This window comes from Oceanicella sp. SM1341, from assembly GCF_003448965.1.
Lineage (GTDB): Bacteria > Pseudomonadota > Alphaproteobacteria > Rhodobacterales > Rhodobacteraceae > Paroceanicella.
The window spans coordinates 110,214-131,698 of record NZ_QRGC01000007.1; the positions used below are offsets into that span (position 1 = coordinate 110,214).

A 21,485-nucleotide genomic window follows, 5' to 3' on the forward strand; every position below is an offset into this window, starting at 1 on the left:
CCCCGCCGCCGAATCCCTTGCGCGCGCCGGGCCGCGCACTAGCATGCAGCACATGCACACACATGACATGAAGCCGGTGCTCGACCCGGCGCTCTTCGATGCCGCTGCCGTTTCGGAGGAGACCGCGCGGTTCAATGCCGGGCTGGAGGCGATGCTCGCCGACCTGCCCGCCACCCACGAGGTGCCCGTGGAGGTTACCCGCAAGGCGCGCGAGGAGGGCAAGGGCATCTTCCCCATCCGCGGGCCGCTGGAGGGATCGTCCTGGCGCGAGCTGGCGAACGGCAACCGGGTGCGCATCAGCCCGGTGGCCGAGCCGCGGGGCATCTTCCTGCACATCCACGGCGGCGGCTGGACGCTGGGCAGCCCGGAGCATTTCGACATGCCCAACCAGGAGATCGCCGCCAGCACGGGCATGACCGTGGTCTCGGTGAAGTACCGGCTGGCGCCCGAGCATGTCTGGCCGGCGCAGCTCGAGGATTGCATCGCCGCCTTCGACTGGGTGCGGGCCGAGTGGCCCGACCTGCCGGTGGTGATCGGCGGCGAGTCGGCCGGCGGGCATCTCACCGGGTCGCTGCTGGTGGCGCTGCGCGACGCGGGCCGCATGGCGCGGGTGGCGGGCGCGGTGTTCAACTACGGCTGTTTCGACATGCGCATGACCGCCTCGATGGCGAACTGGGGCGCGCGCAAGCTCGTGCTCTCCACCCCCACGGTGGCCTGGTTCATCGACAACGTGATGCCCGAGGCGGCCACGCGCGCGGGCCCGGTGGCCTCGCCGCTGCTGGCCGACCTCTCGGGCATGCCGCCGGCGCTGTTCCAGGTCGGCACCAACGATCCGCTGATGGACGACACGCTGCAGCTCGCCGCCCGCTGGGCGGGGGCGGGCATCGAGACCGGGCTCGCTGTCTATCCCGGCGGCGTGCATGCGTTCGATGCCTTCGACCTCGACATCGCCCGCGCCTTCCGCGCCCGGCAGATCGGCTTCATCAACGACTGTCTCTGAGGCGAGGCTCGCCCGGGCGCCCGGCCCTCAGCGCTGAACGGGGAGGTTGCCGGCGCCTTCCGGCATCCGGCGCGCTTTTCCGGGCGGTGGGAAGCGGGGCTTCTCCGCTCGCCCCTTTCGCCCGGGCGGCCAGCCCGGGCCGCGCCCGACCCTCCCCCCGGGAGGGCGCGATGGCGATGTCGCCAGCCGCTCGGCCGTCGTCCGGGGCTTTGGGGATAAAGCGCCGATCACGCGCGTGGTGGCGCCCACCCAGGGTCGGACGCGGCCCTCGTCGCTGAATAGGGAGGTGGTGTCGATCAGTGCTGTGAGGGCATTGCCGTGCTTCCATTGATCGTGGGCATGGCCGCTCTCCGCTCTCCGCTCTCCGCTCTCCGCTCTCCGGTCCAAGCTCCGTCCTCCCGCCCGGGCGGCCAGCCCGGGCCGCGCCCGACCCTCCCCACGGGAGGGCGCGATGGCGATGTCGGTTGCCGCTCGGCCGTCGCCCGGGCTTTGGGGATAAAGCGCCCACCACGCGCGTGGTGGCGCCCACCCAAGGTCGGACGCAGCCCTCGTCGCTGAATGGGGAGGTGGTCGGCGCTCTGCGGCGTCCGGCGCGCCTTCATGGGTGTGGGCATGGCTGCTCTCCGCTCGCCCCGTTCGCCCGGGCGACTAGCCCGGGCCGCGCCCGACCCTTCCCACGGGAGGGCGCGATGGCGATGGCCTGAGCCGCTCAGCCTTCGTCCGGGGCTTTCAGGATAAAGCGCCCACCACGGGCGTGGCTGCGCCCACCCAGGGTCGGGCGCGTCCCTCGTCGCTTGAGAGGGATGCTGCCGGGGGCCGGTTCAGGGGGTGGGAGGGGCCTCTCAGCCGCCGGTCACCGACATGTGGCGCGAGACCTCGCCGCGCACCTCGCGGCGGGAATAGTCGAAGTCGTGGCCCTCGGGCTTGCGCGAGATCGCCTCGCGGATCGCGGCCTCGAGGGGCGCGTCGTCGGAGGGGTTGGCGCGCAGCACCGCGCGCAGGTCGGCGTCGTCGTCCTGACCGAGGCACATGTAGAGCTGGCCGGTGCAGGTGAGGCGCACGCGGTTGCAGCTCTCGCAGAAATTATGCGTGAGGGGGGTGATGAAGCCGATGCGCCCGCCGGTCTCCTCCACGCGCATGTAGCGCGCGGGGCCGCCGGTGCGGTGGGAGCTCTCGGAGAGGCGCCAGCGGGTGGCGAGCTCGGCGCGCACCGCGTCGAGCGGCCAGTACTGGTCGAGCCGGTCGGCGTCCATCTCGCCCATCGGCATCACCTCGATGAAGGTGAGGTCGAAGCCGCGCGCGCCGCACCATTCCACCATCCGGTGAATTTCGACGTCGTTGAAACCCTTCAGCGCGACGGCGTTGATCTTGATCTTCAGCCCCGCCTCCTGGGCGGCGTCGATGCCGTCGAGCACCTGGGCGAGGCGGCCCCAGCGGGTGATCTCGGCGAATTTCGCCTCGTCCAGCGTGTCGAGCGAGACATTCACCCGGCGCACGCCGGCGGCGTAGAGGTCGGCCGCGTGGCGGCGCAGCTGGCTGCCGTTGGTGGTGAGGGTGAGTTCCTCGAGCGCGCCGCTCTCGAGGTGCCGGCCCATGGCGTTGAAGAAGCCCATGATGCCGCGGCGCACGAGAGGCTCGCCGCCGGTGATGCGCAGCTTGCGCACCCCGAGGCGCACGAACTGCGAGCACAGCCGGTCCAGCTCCTCGAGGCTCAGCAGCTCCTTCTTGGGCAGGAAGGTCATGTGCTCGGCCATGCAGTACTGGCAGCGGAAGTCGCACCGGTCGGTCACCGAGACGCGCAGGTAGCTGATGTCGCGCTCGAACGGGTCGGTGAGCTTCGGTGCGGTCATCTCGTCCTCCGGCCCGGGGCCCGGGCAAGCTTGCGCACGCCCCGTGCATTCGGGGCGGCTGGCCCCCAAACCTAGTGCCCGGGCGGGCGCTGTGCAAGCGGGGGGCGGGGCTCAGGGCGCCCAGAAGGGCATCACGGCGTCGGTGGTCACCAGCTCCACCTGCTGGTCGAAGCGCGGGTAGACATGGGCGAGGCAGGCGGCATGGGCGGCCGGGTCGCTGCCCGCCACCGCATCGGTGAGCACGAGGCAGCGGTGGCCGAGATCGACCGCCGAGAGCAGGGTGGCGAGCACGCAGACATCGGTCTCGATGCCGGTGAAGAGCAGGGCGGTGGGGGCGGCGGCGGCGATGGCCGTGGCGAAGGGGGCGGCGTCGAAGGCGTCGTAGGTGAGCTTGTCGAACACCCGGTCGGGGGTGGCGAGGGCGGCGAGGGCGGGAACCAGCTCCACCGTCTCCGGCCCGGCGCGCTCCAGCGTCACCGCGTCCCAGTGGCGGTAGTAGCGCGCCCAGGCGCCGGGGGCCTGCGCGGCGCTGGCCGCCGGCACGAAGCGGGTGAAGAGGCTCGCCCCGGGCCGGGCGGCGGCGAGCGCCGCGCAGGCGGGCAGGATGTCGTGCCCGGCCGGCGTGTGCCAGGGCCCGGGCTCGAGGAACAGGCGCTGCATGTCGATGCACACCATCAGCGGCCGGGGCCCCAGCGGGCCGAAGGGCAGGCCGCTCACGGGGTGACCAGCACCGTGTCGCGCGGGGCGAAGGCGAGGCGCACGGTCTCGCCCGCGGCCGCGCCCTCGGCACCGCGGTTGGTGGCGGTCACCTTCAGGCTGCGGCCCTGCCAGTCCACCAGGTAGTGCAGGCTGGTGCCGGCGAAGATCACCTCGCTCACCGTGCCGGTGATCACGTTGCGCGCGCCGGGGTCCTCGGCCGGGGCGAGGATGTCGACGCGCTCGGGGCGCACGGCGCAGGTGGTGTCGGCCGGCGCGGCGGGGCGGTCGGGCGTGAGGAGCGTGCCGTCGGGCAGGGCGAGCCGGCCCTCGGCGGCGGTGCCGGTGAAGAGGTTCGCCTCGCCGAGGAAGGTGGCGGTGAAGGCGGAGGCCGGGCGTTCGTAAAGCTGCTTCGGCGGGCCCTCCTGCACCAGCCGGCCGTCGCGCAGCACGCCCACGCGGTCGGCCAGGGTGAGGGCCTCCTCCTGGTCATGGGTGACGAAGATGGTGGTGATGCCCACGTCGCGCTGGATGCGGCGCAGCTCCACCTGCATGCCGAGCCGCAGCGCCTTGTCGAGCGCGGAGAGCGGCTCGTCGAGCAGCAGCACCCGGGGGCGGAAGACGATGGCGCGCGCAAGCGCCACGCGCTGGCGCTGCCCGCCCGAGAGCTCATGCGGCCTGCGCTTGTCGTAGCCGGTGAGGCGGACGAGCTCGAGCGCCTCCGCCACGCGGGTGCGGATCTCGGCGGCGGGCAGCTTGCGCACCGTGAGGCCGAAGGCCACGTTGTCGAACACGCTCATGTTGGGAAAGAGCGCGTAGGACTGGAACATCATGCCCACGTCGCGCTTCTCGGCCGGCAGGCCCTCCATGTGCTCGCCGTTGAACAGGATGCGGCCGGAGGTGGGAAACTCGAACCCCGCGATCAGCCGCAGCAGCGTGGTCTTGCCCGAGCCGGAGGGCCCGAGCAGGGCGTAGAAGCCGCCGTCGTCGAACTGCACCGAGAGGTCGGTCAGGGCATCGTGGCTGCCGAAGGTCTTGGTGACGCCCTCCACGGAAATGACGGTCATTTGCGCTCTCCCCCGAACTTGTAGAAGCGCGCCACGCCCAGCAGCAGCGCCATCGAGAAGCCGATGACGATGGTGGAGATGGCGTTGATCTCGGGCGTGAAGCCCTTGCGGATGGCGGTGTAGATCTCCACCGGCAGGGTGGACGTGCCCGGCACGGAGAGGAAGTAGGAGATCACGAACTGGTCGAAGGACACGGCGAAGGCGAAGAGCGCCGCCGCGAGGAAGCCGGGGGCCAGGAACGGCAGGGTGACCCGGCGGAACACCATCCAGGGCGGCGCGCCCATGGAGCGGGCGGCGAGCTCGAGATCGGGGTCATAGGCCTTCAGCCGCGCCGAGGTGACGATGATCACGTAAGGCAGCGCGAGGGCCACGTGGCCGAGCAGCATGGCATGCAGGCCGCGCCCGATGCCGATCCAGAAGAAGAACAGCAGCATCGCCGTGCCGGTGATGAGCCAGGGAATGGCGATGGGCGGGAACAGCAGCAGCTGCATCACCTCGCGCCCGCGGAAGCGGTAGCGGAAGAAGGCGAGCGAGGCCGCCGTGCCCAGCACCGAGGCGATGAGGGTGGTGAGCACCGCGATGCCCACCGAGTTTGCCGCAGCCGAGAGGATGCGCTCGTTGCCCGCCAGCGCCCCGTACCACTTGAACGACCATTTCACCGGCAGGGTGTAGAACTGGCTCTCGTTGAACGACATCACCGCCATCACGATGATCGGGCAGTAGAGGAACAGCAGCACGAGGACGAGATAGACCCGCCCCAGCCCGCCGAGGGAGAATGCGCGCATCAGCCCCTCCGCCCCAGTGCGAGGCGGGAGAGGGCAAACACCACCCCCACGCAGCCCAGCATGATGAAGGACAGCGCCGCCCCCAGCGGCCAGTTGAACACGGCGGTGAACTGGTCTTCGATCACCGTGCCGATGAAGGTGCCGTTGCGCCCGCCCAGGATGCGCGGCTCCATGAAGGAGCCGATGACGGGCACGAAGATCAGCACCACGCCGGCGAGGATGCCGGGCAGCGACAGCGGCAGCAGGATGCGGCGCAGGATGGTGAGGCGCGAGGCCCCCATGGAGCGCGCCGCCTCGATGAGATCGTCCTGCACCGCCTGGAGCGAGATGTAGCAGGTGAGGATCATGTAGGGCAGGTAGGAGTGCACCAGCCCGATGACCACCGCCTCGTAGGTAAACATGATGTCGAGGCGGAAGCGGCCGGGCACCACCCAGTCGATCGCCCGCTCGAGGATGCCGTTGCCGCGCAGCATCATCGTCCAGGAGAAGATGCGCACCAGCGCGTTCGACCAGAAGGGCAGGATCACGAGCAGGAACAGCGCCTCGCGCCAGCGCCCCTTCACCGATTTCGCCAGCACCAGCGCGCAGGGAAAGCCGAGCACGAAGCACCAGAACACCACCTCCGCCCCCAGCCGCAGCGAGCGCAGCATCAGCGTGCCGTAGAAGCCCTGCTCGAAGAAGGCGCGGTAGTTGGCCAGCGTCCACTCCCCGGTCTTGCCGGCCAGCGGCGCCTCGGAGAGGAAGGAGAAGTAGAACATCGCCGACAGCGGCAGCAGGATCGCCACCGTGAGCCAGAGATAGGCGGGGCCGGTGAGGGCAAGGATGGCGCCCGCCTGACCGGGCGCTCCCTTCGCGGGGCTGGTCATGCGGGCGCTCATCGGATCAGTTCTGGAACTCGGTCTTCGTGGCCTGCCAGACCTCGAGCATCTTCTGGCGCACGTCGTCCTCGATGGGGCCGAGGAACTTCAGCCGCGCGGCCACGCCCTCGTCGCTGGCCATCACCTTGTTGAAGGCCTTGTCGGGCAGGGCGGCGACCGCATCGGCATTGGCCGAGACCGGGGCGCCCACCTCGGTGTCCCATTTCACGTAGAACTCGGGGTCGATCATGTAGTCGATGAAGGCCTTCGCCGCCTCGGGGTGCGGGGCGTCCTTGACCACGGAGAGCTCGTCGAGCCAGCCGATGGCGCCTTCCTTGGGGATGGCGAAGCCCACGGGCAGGCCGAAGTTGTTGGCCGAGCGCGCGGCCGAGCCCGACCAGTAGACCGAGATGTCGAACTCACCGGAGGAGAAATACTGGTTCCACTCGTTCTCCGAGCTCCAGAAGGTGCGGATCTGCGGCTTCAGCGCCTTGAGCTTGGCGGCGATGGCGTCGAAATCGGTGGGGTTGTTGATGTCCTGGCCCAGCGAGATGGCGGCCATCTGCACCGATTCCACCGCGTCGTCGCGCCAGCCCACCCGGCCCTCGAACTCCGGCGACCACAGCAGCTCGATGCTCTGCGGCGCCTCGCTCACCACCTCGGTGTTGTAGGCGATGGAGGTGACGCCCCAGACCCAGGGAATGCCGTAGAGCTGGCCGTCATGGTAGAGCGCCGCGGTCTCCTTCATCGCGTCGGAGATGCCGTCGGCATGGGGGAAGTCGTCGTAGCTCACCGGCTCGATCAGCCCCTCGGCCGCGGCCTGCCCGGTGTAGGCGGTGTTGATCAGCACCACGTCGTAGGCGCCGGGATTGGTGCGCAGCTTGGTGAGCATCTCCTGCTCGGAGTTGAAATAGTCATGCACCACGGTGTGGCCGGTGGCCTCGGCGAAGGCCTCCAGGGCCCAGTCCTCGTCGGTGCCGTAGCCCTGCCAGTTCAGAACCCGGATCTCGTCGGCCTGCGCGAAACCGGCGGTGAGGGCGAGCGTGGCAGCGGTAGCAAGCAGGGAGCGGGCCGTCCTGGCCGCGGGCAGCTTCGTCATCGTCTCATCTCCATGTTGGTGCCATCTGGCGGGGCCCGCGCAGTCTTACCGCTGGCGGTGCCTTATTGTGAGGGATTTTTCTGCGTTGCGGCGGAAAGGTCAATACAATTCATTTGCCTGCAAACAAGTTTTCGCCGGGCAACCGGCGCCGCCGCACCGGCCGGAAGGTCCCGGGGGCGCGGCCGCCCCGGGGGGTGCGCCGCTCAGGCGTCGTCGCGCAGGTGGCCGCGCAGGGTCTCGGCGCGGTAGGCGGTGCGGAACAGGCCGCGGCGCTGCAGCTCGGGCACCACGGCGCGGGCGAAGGCCTCGTGGCTGGAGGGGTGGGTGACCGGGGTGAGTACGAAACCATCGCAGGCGCCGGAGCGGAACATCTCCTCCATCCGGTCGGCGATGGTGACCGGCGAGCCGACGAGCAGGTTCGGGTGCCGGCGCTTCGCCGCCTCGGCGAGGGAGATCTTCTCGTCGCGCTGGGCCTGCTCGAGGAGCTGCAGGGTGCCGTGCATGCCCTGGTTGCCCATCAGCTTCTCGATCGGCTCGCCGTCGCGGTAGCGGCTCATGTCCACGCCAACCGAGGAGGAGGTGGAGGCGATGGCGAGCTCGTCGTCGATCAGGCTCTCGGCGAAGGCGGCCTTCTCCAGCGCGATGGCATCGGTCTCGCCCACGATGCAGGTGGTCTGCACCAGGATCGCGGTCTCGGACGGCTTGCGGCCGTAGCGGCCCATGCGGGCGTGGATGTCCCGGCGGAAGGCCACCATGTCGGAGATGCCGCGCTGGGCGGCGAAGATCACCTCGGCCCAGCGGGCGGCAAACTCGCGCCCGCGCTCGGAAGCGCCGGCCTGCATCAGCACCGGGTGGCCCTGGGCGCTCTGCGGGATGGAGAGGGGGCCGCGGGTGCGCACGCTCTTCCCCTCGTAATTGGCGTAATGCACCTTCGCGGGGTCGGCGAAGAGGCCGCGCGCCTTGTCGAGCACGAAGGCGTCGGTATCCCAGCTGCGCCAGAGCTTCAGACAGGCCTCCACCACCTCGTCGGCGAGGTCGTAGCGCGCGTCCTTGGGCGGCAGGGCGTCGAGCCCGTAGTTCTGCGCCTCGAGCTCGGTCGCGGAGGTGACCATGTTCCAGGCCACGCGGCCCTTGGAGAACACGTCGAGCGAGAGCAGCGAGCGGGCGATGTGGTAGGGGTTGAGCAGCGTGGTGGAGAGCGTGGCGCCGAGGCCGAGCCGGCTGGTGGCCCGCGCCATCACCGGCAGCACGGTCATCGGGTCGAGGAAGGAGATCTGCCCGCCCTGGGCCACGTAGGTGTCGAACCCGCCCTTGTGGATGTCGTAGAGCCCCTGCAGGTCGGCGAAGAAGCAGCCGTCGAAACAGGCGTCCTCCAGCACCCGGGCGATGTGCTCGTAGCGCGCAGGTTCGAAGATGTCGTCGAGCCGCGCCTCCGGGTGGCGCCAGCCGCCGGGGTGCAGGGCGGTGGGGCCGGTCTTGAGGTAGGCGACGAGGTGCATCTGGCGCTGGGCAGTGGCGGGCATGGGGCTGGTCTCCGGAAGCTCGTGGAGGAGACATATTGCGCCGGACCGCGCGCTGATACATCCTCCACAAGCGCCGAATTGCCCCGCGGAAATTCCGCCGGAACGCAGGAAAAGCCACCATGGTCACACGTCTCGCCGCTTTCGCGACCCTCCTCGATTCGGAGGCCGCCTCCGGCCGCGCGGTGACGGACGCGGCGCTGGAGCGGCTGGCAACCGGGCATGCGCCCTGGTCCTCCTCCGGCCTGCTGGCGGTGGAGCAGGCGGCGGGGCTGGTGCGGCTGGAGGGCAGCCACGGCGCGCAGGGCCCGCTGTTCGAGGGGCTGCCGCGGCGCTGGCCGCTCTCCGAGAGCCCGGCGCGGCTGGCGCTGGAGCGCGGGGCGCCGCTCTTCATCGAGGACATCCGGGCCGAGGCCGGCTGGCCGCTCTACCGCATCGACGCCGAGGTGCAGCGCTACCGGGCCGTGGCGCTGCTGCCGCTGCCCGGCGCGCTGCCGCGGGTGCTCACGCTGCACGCGGTGCCGGTGCACCGGCCCGGGCAGGCGGAGCGCGAGCTGCTCACGGCCCTCGCCGCGGTCTTCGCCGCGGCGCTCAATGCCGAGGCGCGGGCGCAGGCGCCGTCGACGGGCGCCGAGCCGCCGCTGCGCGCCCTCTGCCCGCCGGAATACGCCGCGGCCCTCGACCGGCTGGCCGCGGCGCCCGACGCCCGCACCCGGCGTTTGTCGGAGACGGCGCTGGTGTTCGTGGAGCAGGGCGGGCGCATCCGCCGCACGGCCGCCTCGCTGGGCATCCACCCCTCCACCCTGCGCTACCGGCTCGACCTGCTGCGCGAGCGCCACGGGCTCGACCTGGAGGACGAGACGGTGCGCCGCGCCGTCTACCCCGCCATGGCGCTGGCGCGCAGCGCCTGAAGCCGCCGGCCTCAGGCCGACTGCCTGACAGGCCGGACCCGGCCCGCGGAGCCTGAAGCCGTCGCCCGGACCACTGTGGGCCCGGGCGAAGAGGCCGCGGGCCGTCGCGGGTGTTGCCCCGGGGGGCGCGGCGGTGCAATCTCCCGGAACGGGCGGCTATTCCGTTCGTGTGCGAACGACCTCCCGGCGCCTCTCCCTGGGATCGGCCGCGCCCCGATGACCCCCGCCGGCAGGGAGCCCGCCATGCTGCTCGACACCACCATCCCGCTCTCGCGCGCCTGGAACACCTGGTCTGACCGGCCGGCCGAGATGGTGTTCCTGCCGCTCGGCCTGCGGCTCACGCCGGTGGTGTTCTCCGCGCGGGAGGGCAAGGCGAGCCTCCTCCCGGCCGCCGCCCTGCGCTTTGACGCCCACTCGCCCGACGGCGCGGAGATCTCCTGCACGGCGCGGCACGCGGGCAGCGAGCTCGCCCTCGGCTGGCGGCGCGACGAGCCCTGGTCGGTGCTCGGCACCTGGGCGCGGGGGCGGCTGGCGGAATGGGGCCAGCGCTTCTGGCTCAGCTACTGCATCTCGGCCGAGGACGGCTCGGAAGCGGAGTGGGACGCCGAGGCAGGCGCCGCGGTCATCACTATCGGCACCCGCCACCTCGCCCTCGTGTGCCGCGAGGCGCCGGTGGAGGTGAGCGTGCATGACAGCCCGCAGGCGCTGGCGGAGGATTTCGAGGCGCACGGCTACTGGCACATCGGCAGCCGGGGTGTGCGGGGCAGGGCGCTGGGCCTGCGCTTCAACCTCGAGATGATGCCCGAAGGCGCGCTGGCCGCCGCCGTGGCCGACAGCCGCGAGCGCGCCATCGCCGCCGCCCGCGCCCGCCTCGCCCGCGCCGAGGCGCCCGCGGCGCCGCGCCCCGTGCAGGAGGGCCCCTTCGCCGGCGCGCTCGAGGCGGTGGCCGACGTGATCGGCTGGAACACGGTCTGGGACCCGGTGAACCGCCGCCCCTACACCTCGGTGAGCCGGCTCTGGCCGCTGGGCGCCTTCGCCGTGTGGTTCAACGACCAGACCTACGCCGCGCTGATGAGCGGGCTCTTCGAGCCGGGCCTCGCGGCGGAGAATTTCCGTGCCGCCCTCGCCTCGGCCACGCCGCAGGGCAATTTCGCCACCATCGTCACCTCGCGCGACGCCTGGGTGGACCGCACGCAGACGCCAATGGCGAGCTTCATGCTCTGGCTCATGCACCTGCGCGGCGCGGCCGGCCCGGACCTGCTGGCCGAGGCCTATCCAGCGCTGCTCGCCAACCACATGTGGTGGCGGCGCGAGCGTGACCCGGACGGGCAGGGCCTCGTCTCCTGCGGCACGTCGGACGTGGGCGCGAGCCTCTACAAGGGCACGCATTTCGGCGCGCGCAACGAGACCGGCATGGACAATTCCGCCACCCATGACGAGGCGGTCTACGACCCGCGCACCCGCACCCTGTCCACCCTCGACCTCGGCCTCAACTGCGCGCTCGCGCTCGACGCGGAGATGCTCGCACGCATCGCGGCCCATCTCGGCGAGAGCGCCCGCGCGGCCGAGCTCGAAGCGCTCGCCGCGCAGACCCGCGCGCTGATCCGCACCCGGCTCTGGGACCCCGAGCGGCGCATCTTCGCCAACCGCCAGCGCCATGGCGGCTTCGTGCGCAGCCTCTCGCCCACCAGCTTCTACCCGCTGCTGTGCGGGGCGGCGGACGCGGAGCAGACCGAGGCGCTGCGCGGTCATCTCGCCGACCCCGCGCTCTTCGCCGGCCGCTACGGGCTGCCCAACACCGCGCGCTCGGAGCCCGCCTATGCCGACAACACCTACTGGCGCGGACGCATCTGGCCGAACGTGAACTACATGGTCTGGCAGGGCCTGCGCCGCGCCGGGCTCGCGGCCGAGGCCGATGCGCTCGCCGCCTCCTCCTGGGAGCTGTTCGCGCAGAACTGGGCCGCGCGCGAGGCCGGCGAGAACTACAGCGCCGAGACCGGCGAGGTGCGTGACGCGCCGGACACCGACCCGTTCTACACCTGGGGCGCGATGCTGCCGCTGATGGCCGTGGGCCAGGTGATGGACGTGACCCCCTGGGCCGGCTGGGAGATCCGCCATGACGGCACGCCCCTGCGCCTCGGCCCGGTCACGAGCCCGGCGGGCCAGGTGCTGCTGGAAAGCGCCGCCGGGCGGCTGAGCCTCTCGCGCGGCGAGGCAGGCCTGCTGGAGACCGATTTCCGCGGCCGGCTGGGCGGGATCACCCTCGCGCCCGGTCTGTTCCGCTGCCGGCTCTTCCCCGAGGTGCCCGGCGCTGCCGCCACGCTCACGCTGCCCGGCGTGCGGCCCGGCGCGCTGATCGCGGCCCGGCTCGCCGGTGCCCCGCTCACCCCGCTCACCGGCGAGGCGCTGAGCTTCGACATCTCCGCCGCGGCGGAGGGGGCGATGCTCGAGATCTGCCACGCGCCCGATGCCTGAGCCCGCGCCGGAGTGGTTTCGCGCGCCGGAGCGGCGCTTTCGCACCGCGGCCTTCTGGTTCTGGCACCGGCTGCCGGAGCGGGGGGAGATCGACGCGGGGCTTCAGGACATGGCCCGCGCCGGCATCGGCGCCGTGCTGGTGCAGGGCCGGCTCGCGCTGCCGCGGGCCGACTGGCTCTCCGGCCCCTGGTGCGAAGCCCTCGCGCATGCTTCCGAGCGGGCGAGGCGTGTCGGCATCGGCGTGGAGATCTACGACGATTACAACTGGATCTCGGGGCAGGGCGCCGGCCGCACGGTGGAAGGCGCCGGCCACCTGCGCGAGCGCCTGCTGTTCTGGAGCACCGGCCCGGCCGGCGCGCCGCTGAGCGTCAGCGGCATCCGCTTCCCCTTCCTCGGCTTCCTCGGCCCCGTGGGGCAGGACTGGCTCTACGAGGGCGGCCGGCCGGCCTGGGACGAATGGGAGATCGTCCGCGCCGTCGCCCGCGGGCCTGACGGCACCCCGCGCGACGTGACGGCGGCAGCCCGCCTCACCGCCGCAGGCCCCGAGGGCGCGGAGGCCGTGGTGGAGGGCGATGGCGAGGTGACCGTGTTCCTCGCCGCCCGCTGCGCCACCTCGCGGCTGATCAACTACCTGATGCCCGAGGCGGCGGAGCGCTATGCGCAAGCGGTCTGCGCGCCGATGCTCGCGGCCTCTGGCGGCCGGGCGGAGGCGAGCTTCTTCGACCATCCGCACGCCGGCTTCTACACCTGGGACCAGCAAGCGGGTGCGGCCGGAAACGCGCTCCTGTGGGATGCACGCCTCGGCCCCGCGCTGGAGCGGCTGGCCCCGCTCGCCAGCGTGCTCGCCGCCCTTACCGGTGCGGCGGGCCCGGGCACGGAGGCCCTGCGCGCCCGGGCCTGGGAGGTCTACGGCAACCGGCTGCACGAGGCGTTCTTCGGCACGCTGTCGCGCTGGTGGGCGGCGCGAGGGGTGGCCTTCTCCGGGCACGAGCTGCTGTGCCACGTGGGCGGCTACGGGCTGCGTGACGGGCTCTCGGGCTTCGATGCGCGCGTGATGCCGGGGCTCGATTACTTCGGCATCGACGCCTGGCGCGCCGCCACCACCGCCGACGCGGCCGACTACGCGCCCCAGCTCTCCGCCCGGATGGGCGATTCCGTCGCCCGCGCCTCGGGCCGGTCGCGCTGCACGGTGGAGCAGTATTCCACCGGGCGGGAGAGCGGCATTCCCGGCGGGGCGGGCAACTGGGGCCTCACGCCCGCGCGGCTGCGCGCGCAGATGCTGCGCCATGTGCTCTCCGGCGCGCGGCGCGTCACCCTGCACGCCCTCTGGCTCGACGCGGGGCGCGAGGCCGAGCCGGTGCCCTTCCTCAACCCGCGCTTCGACTTCCCGCCGGGCTTCAACCTGCAGCCCTGGTGGGAGGACATGCCGGCGCTGGGCAGCGAATGCGCCCGGGTCTCGGCCTTCCTCGAGGAGGGGGTGCCGGAGCGGCCGGTGGCGCTGCTCTACCCGCTCTGGACCCTGCGCGCAGCCGGGGCCGCGCCGCCGGCCTGCTGCGATGCCTTCGGGCTCTGGGCCGGGGCGCTCGACCGCGCGGGTGTCGGCTGGCAGGTGATCGACCACCGCGCACTTGCCGCGGCTCGGCTGGAGGGCGACACGCTCGTCACCCCCGCGGGCCGCTTCAGCGCCCTGGTGCTGCCGGGGGCGGAGGTGCTGGAGAGCGCGAAGGAGGCAGCCCTCATCGCCGCCTTCCGCGCCGCGGGCGGCCGGGTGTTGGCCTCCGCGCCCTTGCCGGCCCGCACGCTCGACGGGGCGGAGCCGGGCGACCTCGCGGAGCGCTGCGACACGCCGGAAGAGATCGCGGCCCGTGGCCGCGCCCTCGCCGGGCTCATGGCGCTGCACCCGGGCACGCTGCCCAACTGCGTGCTGCGCGACGGCGCGGGCTGGAAGCTCGTCCTGTTCAACGACACCGACGCGCCGCTGGCGCCGGACATCGCGCTGCCCCCCGGCCCCTGGGCGGTGCGCGACTGGGATGCCCAGACTGGCGACATCGGGCCGGCGCGGCTGCGCGAAGGCCGCCTGCGCCTGCACCTGCCTGCGGGGGCCTGCGCCTGCCTGGCGCTCGCGCCGCGCGAGCAGGCCGGCGCCATGCCCGGGGACGGCATGTCCGCGACGGCGGCGTCCGGCCTCGTGGCAGCCGCATCGGGCGCGGCCGGGCAGCCGCTGTCCGGCGCCGGCCCGGCAGGGGCTCGCGCGGCTGCGGGCCGGGAGGCGGCGCGACCGGTCGGGCCCGCCTGGGCCCGCGGGCCGGACGCGCAGAGGGAAGCCCCGCTCCTTGCCCCGCCGGGGCCGGTGACGGAGAGCCGGGCACTGGAGGAGGGCTGGGAACTGGCGCTGCCCGCGGGGGCGGCGTTCCGCCCGGTCTCGGTGCGCGCGGGCTGGGAGCGGCAGGGCGGGGCGGATTTCGCCGGCACGGGGCTCTACCGGCTCTGGCTGGAGCTGCCCGAGCCCGGGGCCGGGCTGGGCTGGGAGCTGGAACTGCCCGGCTTCCGCCACAGCGGCACGCTGCGCTTTGCCGGCGGCCCGGTGCTGCGGCACCTGGCGGGGGAGGCGCGCTTCCCGCTGCACCCCGGCAGCGGCTGGCTGGAGCTGTCGCTGCGCAACACCGGCGCGAACCGCTACTATGCCGGAACGCCCTGGCAGCCCGCCGGGCCGGAGCCGGGAGGCCTCGCCCGCCCGCCGCTGCTGCACCTCAGGCGTGCATGAGCGGCCGGGCCTCGCGCCGGCCTGTCGCGAAATGCGCGCCATGCGCCGCAAACGCGGGCGGCTTGCGGCGGGAATCCGCCGATGCTTGCGCGTACAGGGTTCATCCGCGGCCCGGTGTGTGCTTAGCTGGCAGCACAGCACGAGAGACCGAAGTGCCGGAAGTCGCTCGATTTCCGGGGTGTCGGGCTACCTGAAACCCAGGCCGGGCCTTGCCCCGGGCCCTCCCGCAAGCGCCCGTTCCGATGGCGCAGGCTACACAAGACCCAGGAGGACGACGATGTCTGACGATACGATCAACGGCAAACCCATGCACCCGGCCGTGCCGATGTACGCCCGCGAGGCCCGGGAAGGCCGCATGGAGCGTCGAGAGTTCCTCGCCCTGGCCACGGCGCTGGGTGTCACCGGGGCAGGGGCCTACGGGCTGGCCGGCCTCGTGGCGCCGTCCCCCGCCGCCGCGCAGGGCACCGGCGGCACCCTGCGGGTGCAGATGGAGATCAAGCGTGTCGCCGACCCGCGGATCTTCGACTGGTCGCAGATGTCCAATGTCGCGCGCGGCCTGTGCGAGACGCTGGTGCGCTACACCCGCGACTTCACCTTCGAGCCCTGGCTGCTGGAGAGCTGGGAGGTCTCGGACGACGCGACGGAATACACGCTGCACGTCCGCCAGGGGGTGAAATGGTCGAACGGCGACGATTTCACCGCCGATGACGTGATCTACAACCTCACCCGCTGGTGCGACACCTCGGTAGAGGGCAATTCCATGGCCTCGCGCCTCACCAACATGATCGACCCGGAAACCGGCCAGCTCGCCGAGGGCGCGGTCACGAAGGTGGACGATTTCACCATCGCGGTGAAGCTCGCCAAGCCCGACATCGCGCTCATCCCCAATTTCGCCGACTATCCCTGCCTGATCGTGCACCCGAGCTTCGATGACACCGGCGCCGACCTCACGGCAAACCCCGTGGGCACCGGCCCGTTCATGATCGAGAGCGTCGACGTGGGCGTGGGCGCGGTGCTCACCAAGCGCGGTGAGTGGTGGGGCGGCGATGTCGGGCTCGACCGGATCGAGTACATCGACCTTGGCACCGACCCCTCGGCCTTCGTCGCCGCCATCGAGGCGGAGGAGATCGACATGGTCTACCAGTCCACCGGCGAGTTCGTGGACATCTTCTCCAGCCTCGGGCTGGAGATGTCGGAGGTGGTGACCGCCGCCACGCTCTGCGTGCGGCCCAACCAGGCCGCCGAGGTGGACGGCAAGGCGCCCTATGCCGACGTGAAGGTGCGCCGCGCCATGCAGATGGCGGTGGACAACCAGACCGTGCTCGACCTGGGCTATGCCGGGCTGGGGCAGGTGGCGGAAAACCACCACGTCGGCCCGATGCACCCCGAGTATTACGAGCTGCCGAAGAAGGAGCGCGACATCGAGGGCGCGCAGGCCCTGCTCGAGGAGGCGGGGATGAGCGATTTCGAGTTCGAGCTCATCTCCATCGACGATGACTGGCAGCGCGCCACCTGCGACACCATCGCCGCCCAGATGCGCGAGGCGGGCATGAACGTGAAGCGCACCGTGCTGCCCGGCGCCACCTTCTGGAACGACTGGACCAAGTACCCGTTCTCGGCCACCGAGTGGAACATGCGCCCGCTCGGCGTGCAGGTGCTCTCGCTGGCCTATGTCACCGGCGGCAGCTGGAACGAGACCGCCTATGCCAACCCCGATTTCGACGCGAAGCTCGACGAGGCCCTCGCCATCGCCGATGCCGACAAGCGCCGCGAGGTGATGAAGGACGTCGAGACCATGCTCCAGGAGGACGGGGTGATCATCCAGCCCTACTGGCGCTCGCTCTACCGGCACTTCCGCGAATACGTGAAGGGCGCCGACATGCACCCGACCTTCGAGCATCACCACGACCTGTGGTCGATCGAGAGCTGATGCACCGCCTGCGGGGGGCGGTTCCGCCGCCCCCCGGCCCGCAGGCGCGCCCCGCACGGGCGGGCGCCTGAGCCCGGGGCCCGCCTGCCGCGGGCCTCCAGCCGGAAGGAGACAGATGCTCCTCTTCGTCCTCAAGCGCCTGGGCGTGATGCTGCTCACCGCGCTCTGCCTCACCTTCGTGGTGTTCTGGCTCACCAACCTCGAGCCCAATCTCGAGAAGCTCGCCAAGGAGCAGGCCAACGCCCGCATGACCGACGAACAGGTCGAGAGCTGGCTGGAAGGCCACGGCTACCGCCGCCCGCTGCTGCTGCGCTACGGCGAGTGGGTGGGCGGCGTGGTGCAGGGCGACCTCGGCACCTCCAGCGTGTTCCGCAAGCCGGTGGCGGAGATCGTGGGCGAGCGGCTGGGCTACACCGGCTGGCTGATGTTCTGGGTGATGGTGGTGATGGTGCCCTCGGCGCTGCTGATCGGGGTGCTGGCCGGCATGCGCGAGGGCTCGCGCACCGACCGCACGCTCTCGACCTTCTCCATCGCCTCCACCGCCACGCCGGAATACGTCTCCGGCGTGATCCTGGTGGTGCTCTTCGCCTCCTCGCGCGGCGGGCTCTCGCCGATCTTCCTCGAGCGCGGCACGCTGCTGAAGGGGGTGGCGACCTCGGCCACCGACAGCATCACCTTCGAGAATTTCGCCCTGCCGGTGGCCACGATGGCGCTCTACGGCATGGGCTATATCGCGCGGATGACCCGGGCCTCGATGGCCGAGGTGATGACGGCGCAATACATCCGCACCGCCCGGCTGAAGGGGGTGAGCTTTCCCAGCATCGTCATCCGCCACGCGCTGCGCAACGCGCTGATCGCGCCCTTCACGGTGATCATGCTGCAGTTTCCCTGGCTGCTCACCGGGGTGGTGATCGTGGAGACGCTGTTCAACTACAAGGGCTTCGGCTGGACCCTGGTGCAGGCCGCCTCCAACAACGACATCGAGCTGCTGCTCTCCTGTTCCATCGTGGCGGTGCTGGTGGTGCTGGTGACCCAGCTCATCTCCGACGTGGGCTACGTGTGGCTCAACCCGCGCATCCGCGTGCGCTGAGGGGGGCAGGGCATGGAACCACTTTCCTGGGGCGGCATCCTCTCCGGCATCCTCGTCGCCTTCTGGCCGGTCTGGGCCGGGCTGGCGGTGATCTTCGCGGGCTCATATGCGGCGCGCCGGCACCTCGGCCTCTACGGCAAGCTCTTCAGCTCGCCCATCGGGCTGATCGGCCTCGCGCTGGTGCTGTTCTGGGCGCTCACCGCGCTCTTCGCGCCGCAGATCGCGCCCTTCGCGCCGCTCGAGCAGATCGCGGCACTCAAGAACAAGGTGCCCGGCACCCCGGTGCCGGACAGCGGCGGGCTCTACTACCTGCTGGGCGGCGACAACCTCGCGCGCGACGTGTTCAGCCGCATGGTCTGGGGCTCCCAATCGGTGCTGATCATCGCCCCGGCGGCCACGCTGATCGCCTTCATGGCCGGCATCATCCTGGGCCTGCCGGCGGGCTATTTCGGCGGAAGGCTCGACACCGCGCTGAGCTTCCTCGCGAACCTGGTGCTCGCCTTCCCGGTGATCCTGCTCTTCTACCTGCTGGTGACACCGGAGATCGCGCGCGAGCCGATGGTGAGCCTCGGCGGGCTCGGCCTGTCGCTGCCGCAGATGATGGCGGCGGTGCTGTTCCTGTTCCCGCTCGTGTTCGTGGTGATGCTGCTGCGCACCCGCTTCGGGCGGCGACCGGCGCAGCTCGCGCCGCGGCTCGGCCTCGCGCTGGTGGTGGGGCTCTGGGCCTATTTCGGCCTCGCCTTCAACGCCGACCCGCTGGGCGTCCTCTACATGGACCCGTTCCTGCTCAACATCTTCGTGTCGGTGGTGTTCGTGAACTCGCCCACGGTGTTCCGCATCGTGCGGGGGCTGACCATGGACATCAAGACGCGCGACTATGTCTCCGCCGCCCAGACCCGGGGCGAGGGGCCGTGGTACATCATGCTCTGGGAGATCCTGCCCAACGCGCGCGGGCCGCTGATCGTCGATTTCTGCCTGCGCATCGGCTACACCACCATCCTGTTCGGCACGCTGGGCTTCTTCGGCCTCGGCATCTCCCCCGAGAGCCCCACCTGGGGCATGACCATCAACGAGGGCCGCCGGCTGCTCTCGGTCTACCCCCATGCCGCCATCGCCCCCGCCGTGGCGCTGATGAGCCTGGTGCTGGGGCTCAACCTGCTGGCGGACGGGCTGCGCGAGCAGTCGCTCAAGGACTGATGGCGGCGCGGGCAACCGGCCGGGAGGTCCCGGGGCAGGCCCGGGACGCCGCGGCGCGGGGCGGGGCCGTGGGGCGGGAGACACGGCGCCCCGGCCCCCGAATCCTGGCCGATGCCGGGGCCTGCCCGGCTGCCGCGGGGCGCAACGCAGAGAGGAACAGGCGATGACGGACACGGACGACACCCCGATCCTCGAGATCGACAAGCTCTCGATCAGCTTCTTCACCCAGGGGGGCGAGATCCCGGCGGTGATGGATTTCTCCTGCACCGTGCGCCCCGGCGAGGCGCTGGGCCTCGTGGGCGAGAGCGGCTGCGGCAAGTCCACCGTGGCGCTGGGCGTGATGCAGGACCTGGGGCGCAACGGCCGCATCACCGGCGGCTCCATCCGCTTCAGGGGCCGCGACCTCACCTCCCTCAACGCTGCCGAGCTGCGCCGCATCCGCGGCAACGAGATCGCGATGATCTACCAGGAGCCGATGGCCTCGCTGAACCCGGCGATGAAGATCGGCCGGCAGCTCATGGAAGTGCCGATGATCCACCAGGGCGCCTCTGCGGCCGAGGCGCGGGCGCTGGCGCTCGAGGTGGTGGAGGCCGTGCGCCTGCCGGACCCCGAGCGCATGCTCAGGGCCTATCCGCACCAGCTCTCCGGCGGCCAGCAGCAGCGCATCGTCATTGCCATGGCGCTGATGTCGAAGCCGTCGCTGCTGATCCTCGACGAGCCCACCACCGCGCTCGACGTGACGGTCGAGGCCGGGATCGTCGAGCTGGTGAAGGACCTCGGCGCGCGCTTCGGCACCTCGATGCTGTTCATCTCCCACAACCTCGGCCTGGTGCTGGAGACCTGCGACCGGCTCTGCGTGATGTATTCCGGCGAGGCGGTGGAGCGCGGCTCGATCGCCGACGTGTTCGACCGCATGCGCCACCCCTACACGCAGGGCCTGTTCCGCTCGATCCCCCTGCCGGGGGCCGACAAGAACGCCCGGCCGCTCGTCGCCATCCCCGGCAATTTCCCGCTGCCGCACGAGCGCCCGCCGGGCTGCAACTTCGGGCCGCGCTGCGACTATTTCCAGGCCGGGCGCTGCGACGCCGCCCCGGTGCCGATGGCCGACGTGCCCGGCGACGACCGCCACGAAACCCGCTGCCTGCGCCACGACGAGATCGACTGGCTGGCAGGCCCGGTGGCGAGCGCCGACACCGAGCCGGTCACCCCCGGAGACGTGGTGCTGAGCGTGCGCGAGCTGCGCAAGTACTACGAGGTGGCGGGCTCGGCCTTCGGCACCGGCGAGGCCCGGGTGGTGAAGGCCAACGAGAGCGTGACCCTGGAGGCGCGCGAGGCCGAGACGCTCGCCATCGTGGGCGAGAGCGGCTGCGGCAAGTCCACCCTCGCCAAGCTGCTGCTGGGGCTGGAGACGGCGACCGCCGGCAGCATCACCCTCGCGGGCGAGGAGATCCAGGACATCGCGGTGGAGGCGCGCGACCGCGGCACGGTCTCGAGCATCCAGATGGTGTTCCAGAACCCGTTCGACACGCTCAACCCCTCGCATTCCGTGGGGGCGCAGATCATGCGGGTGCTCGAGCTCTTCGGCGTGGGCAACAGCACCGCGGAGCGGCGCGAGCGCATGCTGGAGCTCCTCGACATGGTGAAGCTGCCGCGCGCCTTCGCCTCCCGCATGCCGCGCCAGCTCTCGGGCGGGCAGAAGCAGCGCATCGGCATCGCCCGGGCCTTCGCCGGCACGCCGAAAGTGGTGGTGGCCGACGAGCCGGTCTCCGCCCTCGATGTCTCGGTGCAGGCGGCGGTGACCGAGCTTCTCACCGAGATCCAGCGGCGCAACCGCACCACGATGCTGTTCATCAGCCACGATCTCTCCATCGTGCGCTACCTCGCGGACCGGGTGATGGTGATGTACCTCGGCCACGTTGTGGAGATCGGCACCACCGACGAGGTGTTCTCGCCGCCCTACCACCCCTACACCGAGGCGCTGCTCTCCGCCGTGCCGATCGCCGACACGAGCGTGGTGAAGAAGCACGTGGTGCTGGAGGGGGACATCCCCTCGGCGATGAACCCGCCCCCGGGCTGTCCGTTCCAGACCCGCTGCCCGCGCAAGGCCGAGGTGCCGGGCGACCGCTGCGAGACCGAGGTGCCGCCGCTGCGCGACCTCGGGCATGGCCACGGGGTGAAATGCCACCTCTCCCGCGAGGTGCTCGACGGCATGGAGCCCGTCATCCGCATCGCCTGAGGCCGGGA

At 71.7% G+C, this 21,485-nt stretch carries 15 protein-coding genes; 8 read left to right on the forward strand and 7 right to left on the reverse strand.

Annotation, left to right across the window (positions count from 1 at the left end; translation table 11 throughout):
• The first annotated feature begins 52 nt into the window (after positions 1–52).
• Entirely contained in the window at positions 53–1,000 is a 948-nt protein-coding gene (locus D3P35_RS09055) for an alpha/beta hydrolase (RefSeq protein WP_157982082.1), read from the forward strand.
• Between the two features lie 842 nt (positions 1,001–1,842).
• Here the strand turns inward: D3P35_RS09055 and moaA are convergent.
• The 7 genes from moaA to D3P35_RS09090 all read right to left on the reverse strand — a co-directional run bounded on the left by moaA (position 1,843) and on the right by D3P35_RS09090 (position 8,877).
• Positions 1,843–2,850, reverse strand: coding sequence for a GTP 3',8-cyclase MoaA (gene moaA / locus D3P35_RS09060; protein ID WP_118134393.1), 1,008 nt, complete (start codon positions 2,848–2,850; stop codon positions 1,843–1,845).
• Positions 2,851–2,961: 111 nt separating this feature from the next.
• A complete protein-coding gene (locus D3P35_RS09065) occupies positions 2,962–3,567 on the reverse strand; it encodes a cysteine hydrolase family protein (protein WP_118134394.1) in 606 nt (201 codons plus the stop codon).
• A complete protein-coding gene (locus D3P35_RS09070; RefSeq protein ID WP_118134395.1) occupies positions 3,564–4,613 on the reverse strand; it encodes an ABC transporter ATP-binding protein in 1,050 nt (349 codons plus the stop codon). Before D3P35_RS09070 ends, D3P35_RS09065 begins: the two co-directional genes overlap by 4 nt.
• Positions 4,610–5,398 (reverse strand): ABC transporter permease, encoded by a 789-nt coding sequence (locus D3P35_RS09075; RefSeq protein WP_118134396.1) that lies wholly within the window; start codon positions 5,396–5,398, stop codon positions 4,610–4,612. The genes D3P35_RS09070 and D3P35_RS09075 overlap by 4 nt, the downstream gene beginning before the upstream one ends.
• On the reverse strand, positions 5,398–6,264 hold the full coding sequence (locus D3P35_RS09080; protein ID WP_118134397.1) for an ABC transporter permease: 867 nt from the start codon (positions 6,262–6,264) through the stop codon (positions 5,398–5,400). The genes D3P35_RS09075 and D3P35_RS09080 overlap by 1 nt, the downstream gene beginning before the upstream one ends.
• A 16-nt stretch (positions 6,265–6,280) precedes the next feature.
• Positions 6,281–7,354 carry a PotD/PotF family extracellular solute-binding protein gene (locus D3P35_RS09085; RefSeq protein ID WP_118134398.1) on the reverse strand — a complete coding sequence of 358 codons (1,074 nt, stop codon included), beginning with the start codon at positions 7,352–7,354 and terminating at the stop codon, positions 6,281–6,283.
• A 203-nt stretch (positions 7,355–7,557) separates the two neighbouring features.
• On the reverse strand, positions 7,558–8,877 hold the full coding sequence (locus D3P35_RS09090; protein WP_118134399.1) for an NtaA/DmoA family FMN-dependent monooxygenase: 1,320 nt from the start codon (positions 8,875–8,877) through the stop codon (positions 7,558–7,560).
• A 119-nt stretch (positions 8,878–8,996) separates the two neighbouring features.
• Here D3P35_RS09090 and D3P35_RS09095 point away from each other — a divergent pair, with 119 nt between their 5' ends.
• The 7 genes from D3P35_RS09095 to D3P35_RS09125 all read left to right on the forward strand — a co-directional run bounded on the left by D3P35_RS09095 (position 8,997) and on the right by D3P35_RS09125 (position 21,477).
• Positions 8,997–9,785 carry a helix-turn-helix domain-containing protein gene (locus D3P35_RS09095; RefSeq protein WP_118134400.1) on the forward strand — a complete coding sequence of 263 codons (789 nt, stop codon included), beginning with the start codon at positions 8,997–8,999 and terminating at the stop codon, positions 9,783–9,785.
• 243 nt (positions 9,786–10,028) lie between these two features.
• Positions 10,029–12,260 carry a trehalase family glycosidase gene (locus D3P35_RS09100; RefSeq protein WP_118134401.1) on the forward strand — a complete coding sequence of 744 codons (2,232 nt, stop codon included), beginning with the start codon at positions 10,029–10,031 and terminating at the stop codon, positions 12,258–12,260.
• On the forward strand, positions 12,253–15,024 hold the full coding sequence (locus D3P35_RS09105) for a hypothetical protein (RefSeq protein ID WP_118134402.1): 2,772 nt from the start codon (positions 12,253–12,255) through the stop codon (positions 15,022–15,024). The genes D3P35_RS09100 and D3P35_RS09105 overlap by 8 nt, the downstream gene beginning before the upstream one ends.
• A gap of 277 nt (positions 15,025–15,301) precedes the next feature.
• A complete protein-coding gene (locus tag D3P35_RS09110) occupies positions 15,302–16,954 on the forward strand; it encodes an ABC transporter substrate-binding protein (RefSeq protein WP_118134403.1) in 1,653 nt (550 codons plus the stop codon).
• 115 nt (positions 16,955–17,069) lie between these two features.
• Positions 17,070–18,044, forward strand: coding sequence for an ABC transporter permease (locus tag D3P35_RS09115; RefSeq protein WP_118134404.1), 975 nt, complete (start codon positions 17,070–17,072; stop codon positions 18,042–18,044).
• A 12-nt stretch (positions 18,045–18,056) separates the two neighbouring features.
• The gene (locus D3P35_RS09120) at positions 18,057–19,241 is read left to right on the forward strand and encodes an ABC transporter permease (RefSeq protein WP_118134405.1); all 1,185 of its coding nucleotides are present in this window, start codon (positions 18,057–18,059) and stop codon (positions 19,239–19,241) included.
• 163 nt (positions 19,242–19,404) lie between these two features.
• The gene (locus D3P35_RS09125) at positions 19,405–21,477 is read left to right on the forward strand and encodes an ABC transporter ATP-binding protein (RefSeq protein WP_118134406.1); all 2,073 of its coding nucleotides are present in this window, start codon (positions 19,405–19,407) and stop codon (positions 21,475–21,477) included.
• The last annotated feature ends 8 nt before the right edge of the window (positions 21,478–21,485 follow it).

Excerpts from the sequence above, each read along its gene's own strand:
- D3P35_RS09110 (WP_118134403.1), top strand. The coding sequence starts at position 15,302 with ATGTCTGACGATACGATCAACGGCAAACCCATGCACCCGGCCGTGCCG.
- D3P35_RS09100 (WP_118134401.1), top strand. The coding sequence starts at position 10,029 with ATGCTGCTCGACACCACCATCCCGCTCTCGCGCGCCTGGAACACCTGG.
- D3P35_RS09125 (WP_118134406.1), top strand. The coding sequence starts at position 19,405 with ATGACGGACACGGACGACACCCCGATCCTCGAGATCGACAAGCTCTCG.
- D3P35_RS09115 (WP_118134404.1), top strand. The coding sequence starts at position 17,070 with ATGCTCCTCTTCGTCCTCAAGCGCCTGGGCGTGATGCTGCTCACCGCG.
- D3P35_RS09080 (WP_118134397.1), bottom strand. The coding sequence starts at position 6,264 with ATGACCAGCCCCGCGAAGGGAGCGCCCGGTCAGGCGGGCGCCATCCTT.
- D3P35_RS09105 (WP_118134402.1), top strand. The coding sequence starts at position 12,253 with ATGCCTGAGCCCGCGCCGGAGTGGTTTCGCGCGCCGGAGCGGCGCTTT.
- D3P35_RS09085 (WP_118134398.1), bottom strand. The coding sequence starts at position 7,354 with ATGACGAAGCTGCCCGCGGCCAGGACGGCCCGCTCCCTGCTTGCTACC.
- D3P35_RS09090 (WP_118134399.1), bottom strand. The coding sequence starts at position 8,877 with ATGCCCGCCACTGCCCAGCGCCAGATGCACCTCGTCGCCTACCTCAAG.
- D3P35_RS09070 (WP_118134395.1), bottom strand. The coding sequence starts at position 4,613 with ATGACCGTCATTTCCGTGGAGGGCGTCACCAAGACCTTCGGCAGCCAC.
- moaA (WP_118134393.1), bottom strand. The coding sequence starts at position 2,850 with ATGACCGCACCGAAGCTCACCGACCCGTTCGAGCGCGACATCAGCTAC.
- D3P35_RS09075 (WP_118134396.1), bottom strand. The coding sequence starts at position 5,398 with ATGCGCGCATTCTCCCTCGGCGGGCTGGGGCGGGTCTATCTCGTCCTC.
- D3P35_RS09055 (WP_157982082.1), top strand. The coding sequence starts at position 53 with ATGCACACACATGACATGAAGCCGGTGCTCGACCCGGCGCTCTTCGAT.
- D3P35_RS09095 (WP_118134400.1), top strand. The coding sequence starts at position 8,997 with ATGGTCACACGTCTCGCCGCTTTCGCGACCCTCCTCGATTCGGAGGCC.
- D3P35_RS09120 (WP_118134405.1), top strand. The coding sequence starts at position 18,057 with ATGGAACCACTTTCCTGGGGCGGCATCCTCTCCGGCATCCTCGTCGCC.